Source organism: Mycobacterium sp. IS-1590 (assembly GCF_001500025.1).
GTDB lineage: Bacteria > Actinomycetota > Actinomycetes > Mycobacteriales > Mycobacteriaceae > Mycobacterium.
This window is the reverse complement of record NZ_LQIW01000016.1, coordinates 1-14,269: the sequence shown is the minus strand read 5'-3', so window position 1 is coordinate 14,269 and position 14,269 is coordinate 1. Positions and strand designations below refer to the sequence as shown.

The 14,269-nt window shown below is 66.3% G+C and carries 18 protein-coding genes and 1 pseudogene; 13 read left to right on the top strand and 6 right to left on the bottom strand.

Annotated features, from left to right (window positions below; all coding sequences use genetic code 11):
- Positions 1-87 precede the first annotated feature (87 nt).
- A complete protein-coding gene (locus AU197_RS12930; RefSeq protein ID WP_064403107.1) occupies positions 88-822 on the bottom strand; it encodes a glucose 1-dehydrogenase in 735 nt (244 codons plus the stop codon).
- A gap of 77 nt (positions 823-899) precedes the next feature.
- Here AU197_RS12930 and AU197_RS12925 point away from each other — a divergent pair, with 77 nt between their 5' ends.
- From AU197_RS12925 to AU197_RS12910, 4 genes are all read left to right on the top strand, one after another.
- A complete protein-coding gene (locus AU197_RS12925) occupies positions 900-1,988 on the top strand; it encodes an NAD(P)H-dependent amine dehydrogenase family protein (protein ID WP_064403106.1) in 1,089 nt (362 codons plus the stop codon).
- 12 nt (positions 1,989-2,000) lie between these two features.
- Positions 2,001-2,777, top strand: coding sequence for an HAD family hydrolase (locus AU197_RS12920; protein ID WP_064403105.1), 777 nt, complete (start codon positions 2,001-2,003; stop codon positions 2,775-2,777).
- 81 nt (positions 2,778-2,858) lie between these two features.
- A complete protein-coding gene (locus AU197_RS12915; protein WP_064403104.1) occupies positions 2,859-3,215 on the top strand; it encodes a VOC family protein in 357 nt (118 codons plus the stop codon).
- Positions 3,216-3,260: 45 nt separating this feature from the next.
- Positions 3,261-4,394 carry a nitronate monooxygenase gene (locus AU197_RS12910; protein ID WP_064403103.1) on the top strand — a complete coding sequence of 378 codons (1,134 nt, stop codon included), beginning with the start codon at positions 3,261-3,263 and terminating at the stop codon, positions 4,392-4,394.
- A 91-nt stretch (positions 4,395-4,485) separates the two neighbouring features.
- On the opposite strand, the gene AU197_RS12905 is transcribed toward AU197_RS12910, so the two are convergent.
- Complete coding sequence (locus AU197_RS12905) at positions 4,486-5,064, bottom strand: TetR/AcrR family transcriptional regulator (RefSeq protein WP_064403143.1); 579 nt, start codon at positions 5,062-5,064, stop codon at positions 4,486-4,488.
- Between the two features lie 57 nt (positions 5,065-5,121).
- Between AU197_RS12905 and AU197_RS12900 the strand changes: the two genes are divergently transcribed.
- Both AU197_RS12900 and AU197_RS12895 read left to right on the top strand, forming a co-directional pair.
- Positions 5,122-5,739 carry a DUF2867 domain-containing protein gene (locus AU197_RS12900; protein WP_064403102.1) on the top strand — a complete coding sequence of 206 codons (618 nt, stop codon included), beginning with the start codon at positions 5,122-5,124 and terminating at the stop codon, positions 5,737-5,739.
- Positions 5,736-6,215, top strand: coding sequence for a hypothetical protein (locus AU197_RS12895; RefSeq protein WP_064403101.1), 480 nt, complete (start codon positions 5,736-5,738; stop codon positions 6,213-6,215). Before AU197_RS12900 ends, AU197_RS12895 begins: the two co-directional genes overlap by 4 nt.
- On the opposite strand, the gene AU197_RS12890 is transcribed toward AU197_RS12895, so the two are convergent.
- Entirely contained in the window at positions 6,212-6,799 is a 588-nt protein-coding gene (locus AU197_RS12890; protein WP_064403100.1) for a hypothetical protein, read from the bottom strand. The genes AU197_RS12895 and AU197_RS12890 overlap by 4 nt on opposite strands.
- Positions 6,800-7,049: 250 nt before the next feature.
- Between AU197_RS12890 and AU197_RS12885 the strand changes: the two genes are divergently transcribed.
- On the top strand, positions 7,050-8,339 hold the full coding sequence (locus AU197_RS12885; RefSeq protein ID WP_064403099.1) for a cytochrome P450: 1,290 nt from the start codon (positions 7,050-7,052) through the stop codon (positions 8,337-8,339).
- Between the two features lie 234 nt (positions 8,340-8,573).
- Here AU197_RS12885 and AU197_RS12880 read toward each other — a convergent pair whose 3' ends face one another.
- Positions 8,574-8,861: a hypothetical protein gene (locus tag AU197_RS12880; protein WP_064403098.1), complete on the bottom strand. Its 288-nt coding sequence runs from the start codon at positions 8,859-8,861 to the stop codon at positions 8,574-8,576.
- A 109-nt stretch (positions 8,862-8,970) separates the two neighbouring features.
- On the opposite strand from AU197_RS12880, the gene AU197_RS12875 reads away from it, so the two are divergent.
- The 6 genes from AU197_RS12875 to AU197_RS12850 all read left to right on the top strand — a co-directional run bounded on the left by AU197_RS12875 (position 8,971) and on the right by AU197_RS12850 (position 12,784).
- Positions 8,971-9,747 (top strand): helix-turn-helix domain-containing protein, encoded by a 777-nt coding sequence (locus AU197_RS12875; RefSeq protein ID WP_064403097.1) that lies wholly within the window; start codon positions 8,971-8,973, stop codon positions 9,745-9,747.
- 80 nt (positions 9,748-9,827) lie between these two features.
- Positions 9,828-10,472, top strand: a complete 645-nt coding sequence (locus AU197_RS12870; RefSeq protein ID WP_064403096.1) for a peroxidase-related enzyme — start codon at positions 9,828-9,830, stop codon at positions 10,470-10,472.
- A 50-nt stretch (positions 10,473-10,522) separates the two neighbouring features.
- Positions 10,523-10,942 (top strand): lipoprotein LpqH, encoded by a 420-nt coding sequence (locus AU197_RS12865; protein WP_064403095.1) that lies wholly within the window; start codon positions 10,523-10,525, stop codon positions 10,940-10,942.
- Between the two features lie 10 nt (positions 10,943-10,952).
- Positions 10,953-11,324 (top strand): nuclear transport factor 2 family protein, encoded by a 372-nt coding sequence (locus AU197_RS12860; RefSeq protein ID WP_064403094.1) that lies wholly within the window; start codon positions 10,953-10,955, stop codon positions 11,322-11,324.
- 51 nt (positions 11,325-11,375) lie between these two features.
- Positions 11,376-12,098 carry a FadR/GntR family transcriptional regulator gene (locus AU197_RS12855; RefSeq protein ID WP_064403093.1) on the top strand — a complete coding sequence of 241 codons (723 nt, stop codon included), beginning with the start codon at positions 11,376-11,378 and terminating at the stop codon, positions 12,096-12,098.
- Positions 12,095-12,784 (top strand): sterol desaturase family protein, encoded by a 690-nt coding sequence (locus tag AU197_RS12850; RefSeq protein ID WP_064403092.1) that lies wholly within the window; start codon positions 12,095-12,097, stop codon positions 12,782-12,784. Before AU197_RS12855 ends, AU197_RS12850 begins: the two co-directional genes overlap by 4 nt.
- Here AU197_RS12850 and AU197_RS12845 read toward each other — a convergent pair.
- The gene (locus AU197_RS12845; protein WP_231744916.1) at positions 12,781-13,530 is read right to left on the bottom strand and encodes a L,D-transpeptidase; all 750 of its coding nucleotides are present in this window, start codon (positions 13,528-13,530) and stop codon (positions 12,781-12,783) included. The genes AU197_RS12850 and AU197_RS12845 overlap by 4 nt on opposite strands.
- Positions 13,531-13,838: 308 nt before the next feature.
- Positions 13,839-14,269 (bottom strand): annotated as a pseudogene (locus AU197_RS26450) (DUF7159 family protein); the annotation flags it as partial.

The window sequence follows — 14,269 nt, the reverse complement described above, 5'->3', positions numbered from 1 at the left end:
CCTGGCGTCTGCCTTACTCCTCGCCGAGTGTGGGGTTATGTCACGCAAACGTCGCGAGTGGCGTGCGGGTAACCCACGTTCGGCGGGTTATTTGTGGGGGACGTCGTTGGTGAGCCCGCCGTCCATCACGTACTCGGCGCCGGTCGAGTATCGGGACTCATCGCTGGCGAGGAAGACGATGAAGGTCGCCACCTCGTCGGGCTGACCGGGCCGGCCGAGCGGGATCCGCAACATGTTGTCCGGGAAGTGCTTGGTCATCGGCGTGCGGATGAAGCCGGGATGCACCGAGTTGACCCGAATGTTGTGCGGGCCGAGTTCCAGTGCCGCCGACTTGGTCAGCCCGCGCACCGCCCACTTCGAAGCCACATACGGGTGCACCATCACGGCGCCGCGCAATCCCTCGATCGAGGAGATGTTGATGATCGACCCGCCGCCGGCGGCCTTCATCGCCTCGACCGAATGCTGCATGCCGAGGAAGGTGCCGGTGAGGTTGACGTCGATGACCTTCTGCCACTTGGCCATGTCGAACTGGCCGATCATCCCCAGGGCCACAGTCCCCGCGTTGTTGACCAAGACGTTGAGCTTGCCGAATTCGTTCACCGCGGTGGCGACCGCGGCCTCCCACTGGTCGGCCTGGGTGACGTCGAGGTGGACGTAGCGCGCGGCGTCACCGATCTCGTCGGCCAGCGCCTTGCCCTCCTCGTCGAGGATGTCGCCGATCACGACCTTGGCGCCTTCGGCCACCAGCGCGCGGGCATCGGCCGCCCCCATACCGCGAGCGCCGCCGCTGATCAATGCCACTTTGTCGTCCACACGTCCCATGGGGCGTCAGGCTACCGCACCCCGCGAGGAACTAGAACCTGTTCCAATTCGGCTGGCCGGCACGCATACTGCTGGCCATGGCTATTCGTGTGGCGCTCATCGGAACCGGTAACTGCGGCAGCCTCGCGCTCAAGCAACTCGTCAACGATTCGCGATTCGACCTCACCGGCGTCTGGGTCTCGTCGGAGGCCAAGGTCGGCAAGGACGCCGGCGAGTTGGCCGGCCTCGACGTCACCACCGGTGTGAGCGCGGTCGGGGATCTCGACGAGATCATCGCCGGCGCGCCGGAATGCGTCGTGTACTGCGCGATGGGCGACACCCGACTGCCCGACGCGATGGCCGACGTGCGCAAGATCCTCGCGGCCGGCATCGACGTCGTCGGCTCGGGTCTCGGCGTGTTGCAGTACCCGTGGCAGGTGATCCCGGACAAGTACATTCAGCGTGTCGAAGATGCTGCGCGAGAAGGTAATTCGACGGTCTTTATGACCGGCGTCGACCCGGGTTTCGTGACCGACCTGCTCCCCTTCGCGCTCGCTGGAACATGTCAGAGCATCGAACAGGTCCGCACGATGGAGATCGCGGACTACGCGAGCTACGACGGCGCCACCGTCATGTTCGACGTGATGGGCTTCGGCAGGCCCATTGCGGATGAGATCGGCGACCTTCCGATGCTGTATCAGCCGGGAGTGCTGAGCATCGCCTGGGGCACCGCGATCCGCCAGCTTGCGGCGGGCCTGGGCATCGAGGTCGATGAGATCAAGGACTCCGTCGAACAGGAGCCGGCGCCCGAGGACTTCGACGTCGCGGTGGGCACGATCAAGAAGGGCACCGTGGCGGCGGTGCGCTTCCTGATCGAGGGTCTGGTCCGAGGCCGACCGGTGGTCGTGGTCGAGCACGTCACGCGGTTGCGCGGCGACCTGCGACCGGATTGGGCGCAACCCGCACAGCCGGGCGGTTCGTACCGCGTCGAGATCACCGGCGAACCGTCATATGTCATGGACATCTGCCCGACGAGTCGCAACGGCGACCACAACTACGCCGCGATCCTGGCCGCGGCCGGCCGCATCGTCAACGCGATCCCGGACGTGGTGTCGGCCGCACCGGGTATCCGGACCACGTTGGACATGCCGCTCGTGACGGGCAAGGGGTTGTACGCGGCTCAGTAAGCTGACGACGTTATGAGCCTGCAGCCGGCGGTACCGGAGCGCGTGGACGCTGTAGCCGAGGTCGCCGCCAGCCCGCAGGATCCTCGCGTCGGGGCATTCTTCGATCTCGACGGCACGCTGGTCGACGGTTTCACCGCCACGGCACACGCCGCCGACCGCATCCGCCGCAGGCAGGCGCGCATCGGCGAGGTGCTGGGCGTGGTCGAAGCGTCGCTGCGTTATCGGTTGGGCCGCATGCAATTCGAGCGGCTCCTCACCCGCGCGGCCGGGTACCTGCGCGGTGAATCCCTCGCCGAACTCGACGAACTCGGTGAACGGCTGTTCGTGGAGCGGGTTGCGGCGCGCGTGTTCCCCTACATGCACGAGATTGTCCAGGCGCACCAGCAGCGCGGTCACACCGTCGTGCTCAGCAGCTCGGCGTTGACCATCCACGCTGAACCCGTTGCCCGGTTCACCGGGATCCACCACGTGTTGTGCAACCACTTCGAGACAGACGACGCCGGGCTCCTCACCGGCCGGATCGCCAAGCCCGTCATCTGGGGCGCCAACAAATCGACCGCGGTGCAGAACTTCTGCCGGGCCAATGACGTTGAGTTGCATCGCAGTTACTTCTACGCCGACGGAGACGAGGACTCGGTGTTGATGGCTCTGGTCGGCAATCCGCGGCCGGTGAACCCGCGTCCCGGGCTCGCCGCGATGGCGGCCGAACACGGGTGGCCGGTGTTGCAGGTCGAGGGGGCGAGCAGCCGCAGACGGGTGTCGTTCCGGAGGCTGATCGGTTACGACTGACCGCGCGCGTCGAGCCTGCGGTTTCTGACGGATTTCGGCCGAATCCCGTCATAACGCGCAGTCTCGGCGAAGGATTGGACCGTGGCTCCGAAGTTCAACGATGTCGCCGCGGTCGTCGCCACCGGCGATTTCGCCACGGCCCGATCGTGGTACTGCGAGGTGATGGGGCGCGGCCCCGATCTCGAGCCGATCGAGGGCGTCGCCGAGTGGCAGATCACCGCGACCGCCTGGCTGCAGCTCATGGAGGACGGCACGCGGGCGGGCCGGTCGGCGGTCCGGATCGGGGTCGACGATCTGGATGCGCAGATCGCGGAGTTGGCGGAGCTGGGTATCGACGCCGGAGAGGTCGTCGTGATCGCTGACGTGGTGAGGGTCGCCGACGTCGTCGATCCGGACGGTAACGAGGTCTCTTTCGTAGAAGACCTCGGCGCGTACTAAACTAGAACACGTTTCAATTTGAGCGGCCACCACCAAGGAGCAGGCATGCGCACCCCGATCTGTAACGACCTCGGCATCGAGTATCCGATCTTCGCGTTCACCCACTGCCGGGACGTGGTGGTCGCCGTGAGCAAGGCCGGCGGCTTCGGCGTGCTCGGCGCCGTCGGATACACCCCGGAGCAGCTCGAGATCGAGCTCAAGTGGATCGACGAGAACATCGGTGATCACCCGTACGGCGTGGACATCGTGATCCCGAACAAGTACGAGGGCATGGACTCCGCCGACATGGATCCGGAAGTGCTCAAGAAGACCCTCAACGATCTCGTCCCGCAGGAGCACATCGACTTCGCCAAGAAGATCCTCGCCGAGCACGGCGTCCCCGTCGACCACAGCGACGACGACGCACTGCAGCTGCTCGGTTGGACCGAGGCCACCGCCACCCCGCAGGTCGAGGTCGCGTTGCGGCATCCGAAATGCACGCTGATCGCCAACGCGCTCGGCACTCCGCCCGCCGACATGATCAAGCACATCCACGACGAAGGCCGCAAGGTCGCCGCGCTGTGCGGTTCGCCGTCGCAGGCGCGCAAACACGCCGACGCCGGCGTGGACATCATCATCGCCCAGGGCGGTGAGGCCGGCGGGCACTGCGGCGAGATCGGCTCAATCGTGCTGTGGCCGCAGGTCGTCAAGGAGGTCGCCCCGGTGCCCGTGCTGGCCGCAGGCGGCATCGGCAGCGGTGAGCAGATCGCGGCCGCGCTGGCGCTCGGGGCTCAAGGCGCCTGGACCGGTTCGCAGTGGGTGATGGTCGAAGAGTCGGAGAACACCCCGGTTCAGCACGCGGCGTACGTCAAGGCCACCAGCAAGGACACGGTGCGCAGCCGGTCGTTCACCGGTAAGCCCGCGCGTATGCTGCGCAACGAGTGGACCGAGGCGTGGGAAGATCCCAACAACCCCAAGCCGCTCGGAATGCCGTTGCAGTACATGGTTTCCGGGATGGCGGTGGCTGCCACGCACAAGTATCCGAATGAGTCCGTCGACGTGGCTTTCAACCCCATCGGTCAGGTCGTGGGGCAGTTCACCAAGGTGGAGAAGACCGCAACGGTGATCGAACGCTGGGTGCAGGAGTACCTCGAGGCGACCGGCAGGCTCGACGAGATCAACGAGGCCGCCTCGGTCTAGAAGTGGTTCTCCGCGGGGGCTGATCGCGTCGCCGTAGGCCGGTTTCCCTGCGCCGGGGATCTGGAGCGCATCGAAGCCGAGATCGACGACATCAAGAACCGGTTGAGCCTGCCGACTTCCCCGCCGTGAGAAGTCGCTGCGTGGCGCGCTCCATCACTTCGCGTCGGGTCAGCCCGGCGTGGTCGGCGGCAATGAAGTGCCCCCCGATCGCCAACGAGAAAGCAAGCATGGCACGGGCCTCGACATCGGCGGCGTCCTGAACGAAAGTGCCGATGAGAGCACGCAGATACGCCATGCGACGGTTGTCGACGCGACGAAGGCGCCGTGCCACCGCCCGGTCACGGCGGGCCCAGTCCCGCACCGCGAGGTCCACCGGGAGGAGCTGTTTGGAGAAAGTGAGTAGCCCGGCCCTGCGAACCTTCGACCGGGCGTCTCCACCCTCGGACTCCACACGAGCGAGCACATCGTCGGTGCTGCGCTGCTCCCAGGACTCCAGCAGTGCGTCGAGGAAGTCCTGTCGATTGGTGAAGTGCCAGTAGAAGCCGCCACGGGTGACGCCCAACGCCTTGGCGAGCAGATCCACCCGGACGGCGTCCGGCCCACCTGCCGCCAGCGCCTCGAGTCCGGCGTCGATCCACACGTTTCGCGGTGTGCGGATCTGAGCGCCCATTTCCATCCCCTTCGTTCAGCCCTTGACGGCGTTGAGAATTCAAGCATACAGTGATGTATGTTTGGTAGTGAGCGGCTCGACATCTCCGAGCATGCCGCCCGGCCCTGGCGTATTCATGAGATCGCCGAGGACTTCGAGGTCCTCGACCTCTGGGCGCTGCCGACGCCGGGGCGGCCCGACGACTTCGATGAGCTCGTGAAGCTGTGGTGCACATACGATGCCGCCCGGGCCTCACCCGTCGTGCGCGCGTTGTTCGCCGCCCGGTGGGCGCTGGGAAGGGTGTTCGCCCTCGACACGGAACAGGCCGGCCTGGGTGCGCGCGTCCACACCCTGCAAGACCGGCTCAGTCCTGAATTACGCTCCAGCGCAACGCGACTCGCGGTCGACCACGCCCATTTCCAGCCCCTGTACCGCATCGACGACGAGTTCGCGATGGAGATCGCCAATCGGACCGTCCACGGCGTGCTACACGTCGGATGGGTCGCCGACGCCACGGGTGTGCACCGCGGACAGATGGCGGTGCTCGTCCGGCCCAACGGTGCGATGGGCCGGATGTATCTGCGCGCGATCACTCCCTTCCGCCACTTCGTCGTCTACCCGCTGATGCTGCGCGACATCGGTCGACTGTGGCGCAGCAGGCATGGCGCGACACGATCCGAAAGTAGACGACCATGACGGAAATCAGCGCGTTGAATTGTCACGTTCAGCAGGTTCCGCCCAGCGAAGCGCTGCTCACCGCGAGCACGCTCGGGCGCGTCGACTACGCCGACGCCTTCGACGTCACCGTCGAGCATCCCCTCGAGCGCAGTGCCGAGGAATGGATGCGACTGATATTGGAGGGCGCGCCGCTGCACACCCGGATCCGGCTGCTGTCGGCTTGGTCGGCGATCGGGCTCAAGCTGCGAGCGCCGGGTTCGGCCGGGGCGATCCTCGGGTGGAAGATTCGCGACCGCGGCGCCGGTTTCGTGAAGGTCGGGGCGAACTCGCGGCTCGGGATGCCAGCCGAACTGGTTCTGCGTCGCGGGAACGGCGGATTACTGTTCGCGACGTTGGTACGTCACGACAATGCGTTGGTCCGCGCCTTGTGGGCGTCGATCGAGACGTCGCACGTGCAGACCGTCCGGTCGCTTCTGGAACGAGCCCGCCGCTAGGGCGCCGGCGCCGGTGGAGCAGGCTCAAGCGGCGGAGCCGCAGGCGCAGGCGGGTGCGGCGCGACCGGAACATTCGGGCCGGGGTTCTGGTCGGGAATCGGGGTGTTCATGCCGCGCTGGGCCAAGCCCATGATCAACGCTTCCTTACCGCTGATCTCATGCCTCTGGACTGCGTACCACAGGTCTTTCAGATAGCTGACGTTCGGACTCTCGTTTCCGCGTCCGGTCGGATCCAGTGTGGTTCCCGGCGCCAGCGTTTCCGGGCTTGCGAGATGCGGCACGGGCTCGGGCGGGGTGGCCGGCGCTTCGGCGGCGGGCGGCTCGGGCGCGGGCGGCGGCGCCGCAGGCGCCGGGCGCAGGAACGCCAACGGATCGGCTGCGGGTGCCGGGGCGGCTGCCGCCAGCGGAGCGGGCGCCGGCGCGGCGGCTTCCAGAACCGGCGCGCTGTTGGGTGCCGCGGGGGGCGGTGGCGGAGGAACCGGCGCGGCAGGCTCGGCGAGGGCCTGCGGCGCCGCGGTCATCAGTGCCGCTGCCAATCCCGCGCCCAGCAGCGAAAGCTTCTTCGGGTTGATGACGATCCTCACCGCTGCCCCCTTCCCGGGTTACCGCTCGAGGCCGGAGCACCGGCCCGTCGACGACGTCACTTTTGGTTCGAACAGTGTCGCAGAATTGTTACAGGAGTGCTCGTCGTGACGAAGAGGTCAATTACCGCGCCGTAGAGAACACGTTCTACTTCTATTTCCGTCGGACTTTCCCGAACCCGCCTCACCCGCGCCTAACTGTGGTGTAGCAATGCGGTGAGGGCACTAGACGACGTCATCGAGGGATGCAGCCATGCCGACTCCGAACCTTCCGCCCGGATTCGATTTCACCGATCCAGACATCTACGCCGAACGCCTGCCGGTGGACGAACTCGCCGAGCTGCGCAAGGTTGCGCCCATCTGGTGGAACGAACAGACCAAAGGAAACCTCGCCTTCGGCGACAACGGTTTCTGGGTGGTCACCAAGCACAAGGACGTCAAGGAGATTTCGCGACGCAGCGACATCTTCTCCAGTAACAAGAAGACCGCGTTGCCGCGCTACCGCGACGAGGCCGATCCCGAATCGCTCGAGGGCGGCAAGGTGGTCCTGCTCAATCAGGACGCCCCGCACCATACGCACCTGCGCAAGATCGTGTCGCGTGCGTTCACCCCGCGCGCGATCGAATCGCTGCGCGCCGAACTGCGCGAGCGAGCGGCCAAGATCGTCAAGGCGGCCGCTGCCGGGGGCTCCGGGGACTTCGTCGAGGAGGTCTCGTGCGAGCTGCCTCTGCAGGCGATCGCGGGACTGATGGGTGTGCCGCAAGAAGACCGGATGAAGCTGTTCCACTGGTCCAATCAGATGGTGGGCGACCAGGATCCGGAGTACACCCGCAACGATCCCACCGCCGCGTCGGTCGAGCTGATCATGTACGGCATGCAGATGGCCGCCGAGCGCAGCAAGAACCCCGGCGACGATCTGGTCACCAAGCTCGTGCAGGCCGATGTCGAGGGACACAAACTCACCGACGACGAGTTCGGCTTCTTCGTCATCCTGTTGGCGGTGGCCGGCAACGAGACCACGCGGAACTCGATAACCCAGGGCATGATGGCGTTCACCGAATTCCCCGACCAATGGGAGCTTTTCAAGCGGGAACGGCCCGTCACCGCCGCCGACGAGATCGTGCGCTGGGCCACCCCCGTCACGTCGTTCCAGCGCACCGCGCTCGAGGACACCGAGTTGTCGGGCGTGAAGATCAAGAAGGGCGACCGGGTGGTCATGTTCTACCGGTCGGCCAACTTCGACGAAGAGGTTTTCGACGATCCCTATTCCTTCAATATTCTGCGAGATCCCAACCCCCACGTCGGATTCGGCGGCACGGGTGCGCACTACTGCATCGGGGCGAATCTGGCCCGGATGACGATCGACCTCATCTTCAACGCGATCGCCGACGAGATGCCCAACCTGCGGCCGTTGGGCCCTCCCGAACGACTCCGATCCGGCTGGCTCAACGGCATCAAACACTGGCAGGTCGACTACGTCGGCGCCGACACGGCCGCCAGCGGTCGGTCGCCCGTCGGCGTCCACAGCGAGCCCGCGCCGTGACGTGTTCCCCCGATCGGCGGACACCCCTGTCGACCGCGGAAGGGTCCGATCGGCGGACGCGCCGAGCCGTCGAACAGCGATAGCTTGACTTCGGCACCTGAAAGAGACGGGTGTCATGGTTCCACCCGGACGGGATCGACTACCAAGCCGGGTCTTGTTCGCAAGACCGGACCGTGAGTTGTCCATCGGGGGCATGCCCTACCTACGGTCTGTCCCGTCCGGGCCCACCGCGTGTCAGTAGTCGATGATCGAACGCCAGTACTCCTCCGGTATCTCGGCGTTGGACTTCAGGACCATGGCCAGACCGGTTGCCATCGCGATGCCGAGCAGGCCCAGCCATAACCCGAAGAGTCCGATGACGATCCAGAGCACGGTGGTGACCGCCGGCCACGGCGACAGCACCGCCAGCACGGGCGCGAAGAAGAAGCCGGCACCGATGTACCACGCGGACCCGGCGCGGTCGGAGATCAGCACGAAGCGCAGCCACCGCGGGATCGGCGTCGTCGCGGGCAGTGCACCCATAAGGCCTCCTTCGTCCGACGACACCGATAACGCTGCCCTCCTGAGGTAACCGGCGCAATTACCTGACAGGTAGTGGTCGGGACGCGGGCAGCCGGTCACACTGGCAACCATGACCATCGCGGCTGTACACACGCAGACGTTCGGCGCGTTGTTGAAACAGTGGCGCGGACGCCGACGGCTCAGCCAACTCGATCTCGCCGTCGCCGCAGACGTCTCGTCCCGGCACGTCAGCTTCATCGAGACCGGGCGATCCACGCCGAGCCGCGCGATGGTGCTGCGACTGGCCGAGGTGCTCGACGTGCCGCGTCGTGAGCAGAACCAGCTGTTGATGGCGGCGGGTCTGGCCCCGGTGTTTCCCGAGCGGTCTCTCGATGATCCGGACATGGCCGCGATTCGGGCCGGGATCGACCGAGTCCTGTTGGCCTACAACCCGTTTCCATGTGTCGTGGTCGACCGCCGCTGGGACATCGTGCGGGCCAACGCCGGTGCCGGCGTGCTGATGGACGGTGTCGCGCCGGAGCTGCTCCAATCACCGAACGCGCTGCGCATCGCCCTGCATCCCGACGGCTTGGCGCCGAGGATCAGAAACCTCGCGCAGTGGCGGCACCACCTCACCGAACGCCTTCGGCGCGAGGTCGCGGTCAGCGGTTCCGATGAGCTATCGGCGCTGTTGGCCGAAATCGATTCCTACCCCGGCGGTTCCGATGGCACATCGGATCTGGGCAGCGTCGCGGTACCGCTCGAGCTCTCCACACCGGACGGACGCCTGCTGACCTTCCTGTCCATGGTGACGACGTTCGGCACAGCGCTCGACCTCACCGCCGCCGAGCTCTCGATCGAGGCGTTCCTTCCAGCCGACGAGGCCACCGCCGCCGCCTTGCGGTGAGAGCGGGGCCGTCCGCAAGAGTTCTGTTCTGCGGTCACATAATCCTGGTTCGCAGACGGCGATCGCCGCATTGTCGGTGTATGACCACGACCGCCGACGCGCCCACCACCGCCTCCTCCGCACCCAGCCGCATCTCGCGGCTGCGGGTGCCAGAACTCGACGAGCTGCAGACCACGGCGGTGCGCGGCTTTTTCGCCAAACAGCAGCGCGACGAGGGACTGACGTCGAACTGGTTCCGGGCGCTCTCCCTCAATGAGCAAGACCTGGAACGACTCAACGGCTACCTGCTGCCACTGTTGGGCGCCGACGGGCGCGACGGTCTCAGCGCGCGTGAGCGAGAGGTCATCGCCACCGTCGTATCCGGCGAGAACCGCTGCGCCTACTGCCATACCAACCACGCCAACAAGCTCGGCAAGGTCGCCGGCGATTGGTCGTTCGGCCAGCGTGTGGCCATCGACCACCACCAGGTGGCCGAGTTGACCGACCGAGAACGGGCCCTGGCCGATATCGCCGTGCTGGTCAACAATCACCCGCAGTCGATCCGAGACGGCGACATCGACCGGCTGCGTGCGTTGGGGTTGGACGATCATCAGATCCTCGAGGGCATCTCGATCGCCGCATTCATCGGCGCGACCAATCGGATCGGCATCGCGCTGTCGGTGCCACCCAATGCGGAGTACACGGGTATCCCAGCCGCGATCCGCCGGAACACGCCGGATCGGTAGTCGACCGAACCGCGCATATGCGGCCGCAAACACCAATAGAGTCTGGCGTCATGGACATCCGACTCGTTGCGGCGGCCGCGGTCATCCTCGGTGCCGGGGTCGCGGGCTGCTCCACGCCGCCCGCGGCACTCGGTGGGACGACCGCGAAGGTAACCATCAACGGCGAGAGCACCGGCGGACCGCACGCGGTGTCGTGCACGCAGTCCGGGTGGCTGTGGACCATCGAGACACCTGACGAGAACAAGGGCTTCACGGCGAGCATCGGCACCGGAGACAAGGTCACCGTGGAATCGGTGACCTTCCATGACTTCGGCGGCTTCACCGGCAACTTCTGGCAGGGGAACATCGGCGAGGCCGAAGTGAAGGGTGGTGGCGGCGAGTTCACCATCACCGGCTCGGCGGACGGGTCGTTCACCGACAACCCGAGTAATGCGGTGACTGCGACCTTCCGCATCGAAGCCAACTGCTGAGCGTTCGACCGTGCATGAGTTTCGTCGGGCCGTCGAGACCGGGGATCTCGATGCCGTCATCGCGCTGTGCCGCGACGACATCGTGTTCCGCAGCCCCGTCGTCTTCACGCCGTACGAGGGACGCGATGCACTGCGAACGATCCTCGCGGCGGTGATGGAGGTTTTCGAAGACTTCCGATACGTCCGTGAGATCGGAACAGCCGACGCTCGAGACCACGCACTGGTCTTCCAGGCGAAAGTCGGCGACAAGGACATCGAAGGCTGCGACTTCATCCGGACCGATGGGAACGGAGCCATCAGCGAGCTGACCGTGATGGTGCGCCCGTTGTCGGCGACGCTGAGCCTGGCCGAGACGATGAAGAAGCGACTGACCGGCACCTGATCACTGGTCTGACCACTTGACCTCTGGCCTGTCCGATGGCACGCTGGCCGCATGGCTCTGCAACCCGTTAATCGGCGCTCCGTGCCCGAGGACGTGTTCGAACAGATCGTGTCCGAGGTGCTCAGCGGGCAGATGCAACCCGGAGAGTCCCTTCCCAGTGAGCGCAGACTGGCCGAGGTCCTTGGCGTCTCCCGGCCCGCCGTACGCGAAGCGCTCAAGCGACTCACCGCAGCGGGTCTGGTGGAGGTGCGGCAGGGGGACGCGACTACCGTGCGTGATTTTCGGCGCCACGCAGGTCTGGATCTCCTGCCACGGCTGCTCGTTCGGGCCGGCGAACTGGACCTGTCCGTCGTCAGGAGCATCCTGGAGACGCGGCTGCACAACGGGCCCAAGGTTGCCGAACTGGCCGCGCAACGCAGCGGTCCGGAACTGGGCGACGCGCTCGACCAGACGTTGCGGGATCTGGCCGACGCGGATGACCCCGTCGCGCAGCAACTCCACGCCCTGTCGTTCTGGGATCACATCGTCGACGGCGCCGACTCGATCGCGTTCCGGCTGATGTACAACACGCTGCGGGCCACCTACGAACCTGCGCTTCCCGCACTGGCTTCCGTGATGGCCGCCGAGGTCGGCAGGCCACAGGCCTACCGCGAGTTGGCCGACGCGATCACCGCAGGCGATCCGTCGCGGTCCCGACGCGCCGCGCAGGATCTCCTCGAACCGGCGACGGCGGCGCTACTGGATGCCCTTGACAATCTGAAGGACCCACGATGACCACGACAGCACGCCGCGCACGCAAGGACTTCACGCTCACCGATGCGCTGCGCCAATTCTGGAAACACCCCTCACCCTGGATGATCGGCGCCACGCTCGTCGCCGCGGTGATAGCACGCATCGCCGTCGGCGACTGGCAGCTCACCGATGCGCTGGTGCCGGTGGTGATGCTCGCGCTGTTTCCGTTCTTCGAGTGGATCATCCACGTCTTCGTCCTGCACTGGAGGCCGAAACGGCTCGGACCGTTGACGATAGACCCCCTGCTCGCGCGCGAACACCGCGCGCACCACAGCAATCCCCGCGACGTCCCGTTGATCTTCATCCCCTGGAAGTCGTTGGCCACGTGGGTGTTGCCGTTGACGGTCGCGGTCGGTCTGCTGGCCTTCCCGCGGCTGGGTATGGGACTGACATACCTCGTGTGTATCGGGACGCTCGGACTGGTCTACGAGTGGACCCACTACCTGATCCACAGTGACTACAAGCCGAAAACGGCGCTGTATCGGGCGATCTGGCGCAACCACCGGCATCACCACTTCAAGAACGAGCATTACTGGTTCACCGTGACCAGTTCGGGAACGGCAGACCGGGTGCTCGGCACCTACCCCGACCCGGCCACGGTGGAGAACTCACCGACCGTGAAGAAGCTGCATGCCGACGCTCAACCGGTCGGCGCTTCCGGCGATTAGGCCTGGACGATGACCGGGTCGCCGAGGCTCACCATGTCGTAGTACCACGCCGCGTTGTCCGGACTGAGATTGATGCAGCCGTGGCTGACGTTCTCGTACCCCTGCGACCCCGTCGACCAGGGTGCGGAGTGCACATACACACCACCCCAGTTGATGCGCACGGCGTAGTAGACGGTGAGCTTGTAGCCCTCCGGATCGTCCAGCGGAATGCCGATGGTGCGGGAATCCATGATCACCGGGCTCTGCTTCTCGAGCACCGTGAACGAACCCTTGGGTGTCGCGAAGCCCGACTTGCCCATCGATGCGGGCATCTCGCGCACGACCTCGCCGTCGACGCTGACGGTGAAGGTATGGGCATCGATGTCGGCGACCGCGAGCACCGTGGAGCCCGTCTGGAAACTGGCCTTGGCATCGCCGGCCGTCACTGTGATGGTGGAATGCGCCGGGAAGTACTCGTCCGGGGTCCACTGCAGCACGCGGTCATCGAGCCAGGAAAAAGTTCCCTGTTGGGTGCTGATCGGCATCGACGGCGCGGACACACCGAACGCGCGCTCGGCGGCCTGCCGGTCGTCGACGGGCTGCGTGAACGTCACCGTGATCGGATGCGCCACACCGACCGTCTGGCCGGCAGGCTGAATGCTGGCTACGGCGTTGGGCGTTGCAATGCCCGCTGAACTTGTCGGGGCGGAGACCACGGTGAGCACCGCGAGGCTCGCCACCGCGAGCAGGTTTCGTAGCTTCAGCACACTTTCATCCTAAGTCGTCTCGTGGAGTTCCCCCGGCAATCGCAAGGCGGACCCGCGCGTGCATGTCACAGCACAGGCAGATACCGCACTCACAACCGTTATCGAACACGCTGCTCAGAACGTTTCACACCGATTCGGCCCGAGCGGAGGCGGCGAGATGGTCAGCGGGCGGCAAACTCGGCCGCAGGCGGGTCCACATGCGCCCAGCACATCACCGTGTCGCGGTCCGCAACACCGGTGGGCAGCACAGCCGCCGAGGCCGCGTCACACGGCCTGGGTCGCGGATTTGCCCAAACGCGATCGGCGAGTCAGGCAGGGGGCAGCGGCGCAGGTTCCGGGGCCGGCGGTGCGATGCCCTCGGGCGGCGGAGCGACGACCGCGTCAGGCGGTGGCGGCGGCAGCGGTGCCCCCGGCGGCGGAGCCAGCGCGGGGTCGAGCGGAGGGGCCTGCTGTACCGCTGGAGCGTTGTCGCCCGTGTCGGAGAACCGGTCTCTGATCCGCTGCAACCAGCCTCGGCGTTCGGGCACCGGAGTGGGCTGGGCAGGCACCAGACCCGGAGCCATCGATTCCGGCGGCAACGCGGACGCCCCCGGCACCGGCGCCCCCGGTACCGGTGTGACGGGCGCTTCGGGTGGCGGGCCGGCAAGGAGCGGATCCTGCACCGCTGCGGGAACGTCGACAACCGCGACGGGCGGCTCCTTCGGCGGCACCGGAATCTCGACCGGCGGAGGCGGGGGTG

Excerpts from the sequence above, each read along its gene's own strand:
- AU197_RS12930 (WP_064403107.1), bottom strand. The coding sequence starts at position 822 with ATGGGACGTGTGGACGACAAAGTGGCATTGATCAGCGGCGGCGCTCGC.
- AU197_RS12925 (WP_064403106.1), top strand. The coding sequence starts at position 900 with ATGGCTATTCGTGTGGCGCTCATCGGAACCGGTAACTGCGGCAGCCTC.
- AU197_RS12920 (WP_064403105.1), top strand. The coding sequence starts at position 2,001 with ATGAGCCTGCAGCCGGCGGTACCGGAGCGCGTGGACGCTGTAGCCGAG.
- AU197_RS12910 (WP_064403103.1), top strand. The coding sequence starts at position 3,261 with ATGCGCACCCCGATCTGTAACGACCTCGGCATCGAGTATCCGATCTTC.
- AU197_RS12905 (WP_064403143.1), bottom strand. The coding sequence starts at position 5,064 with ATGGGCGCTCAGATCCGCACACCGCGAAACGTGTGGATCGACGCCGGA.
- AU197_RS12900 (WP_064403102.1), top strand. The coding sequence starts at position 5,122 with ATGTTTGGTAGTGAGCGGCTCGACATCTCCGAGCATGCCGCCCGGCCC.
- AU197_RS12895 (WP_064403101.1), top strand. The coding sequence starts at position 5,736 with ATGACGGAAATCAGCGCGTTGAATTGTCACGTTCAGCAGGTTCCGCCC.
- AU197_RS12885 (WP_064403099.1), top strand. The coding sequence starts at position 7,050 with ATGCCGACTCCGAACCTTCCGCCCGGATTCGATTTCACCGATCCAGAC.
- AU197_RS12880 (WP_064403098.1), bottom strand. The coding sequence starts at position 8,861 with ATGGGTGCACTGCCCGCGACGACGCCGATCCCGCGGTGGCTGCGCTTC.
- AU197_RS12875 (WP_064403097.1), top strand. The coding sequence starts at position 8,971 with ATGACCATCGCGGCTGTACACACGCAGACGTTCGGCGCGTTGTTGAAA.
- AU197_RS12870 (WP_064403096.1), top strand. The coding sequence starts at position 9,828 with ATGACCACGACCGCCGACGCGCCCACCACCGCCTCCTCCGCACCCAGC.
- AU197_RS12865 (WP_064403095.1), top strand. The coding sequence starts at position 10,523 with ATGGACATCCGACTCGTTGCGGCGGCCGCGGTCATCCTCGGTGCCGGG.
- AU197_RS12855 (WP_064403093.1), top strand. The coding sequence starts at position 11,376 with ATGGCTCTGCAACCCGTTAATCGGCGCTCCGTGCCCGAGGACGTGTTC.
- AU197_RS12850 (WP_064403092.1), top strand. The coding sequence starts at position 12,095 with ATGACCACGACAGCACGCCGCGCACGCAAGGACTTCACGCTCACCGAT.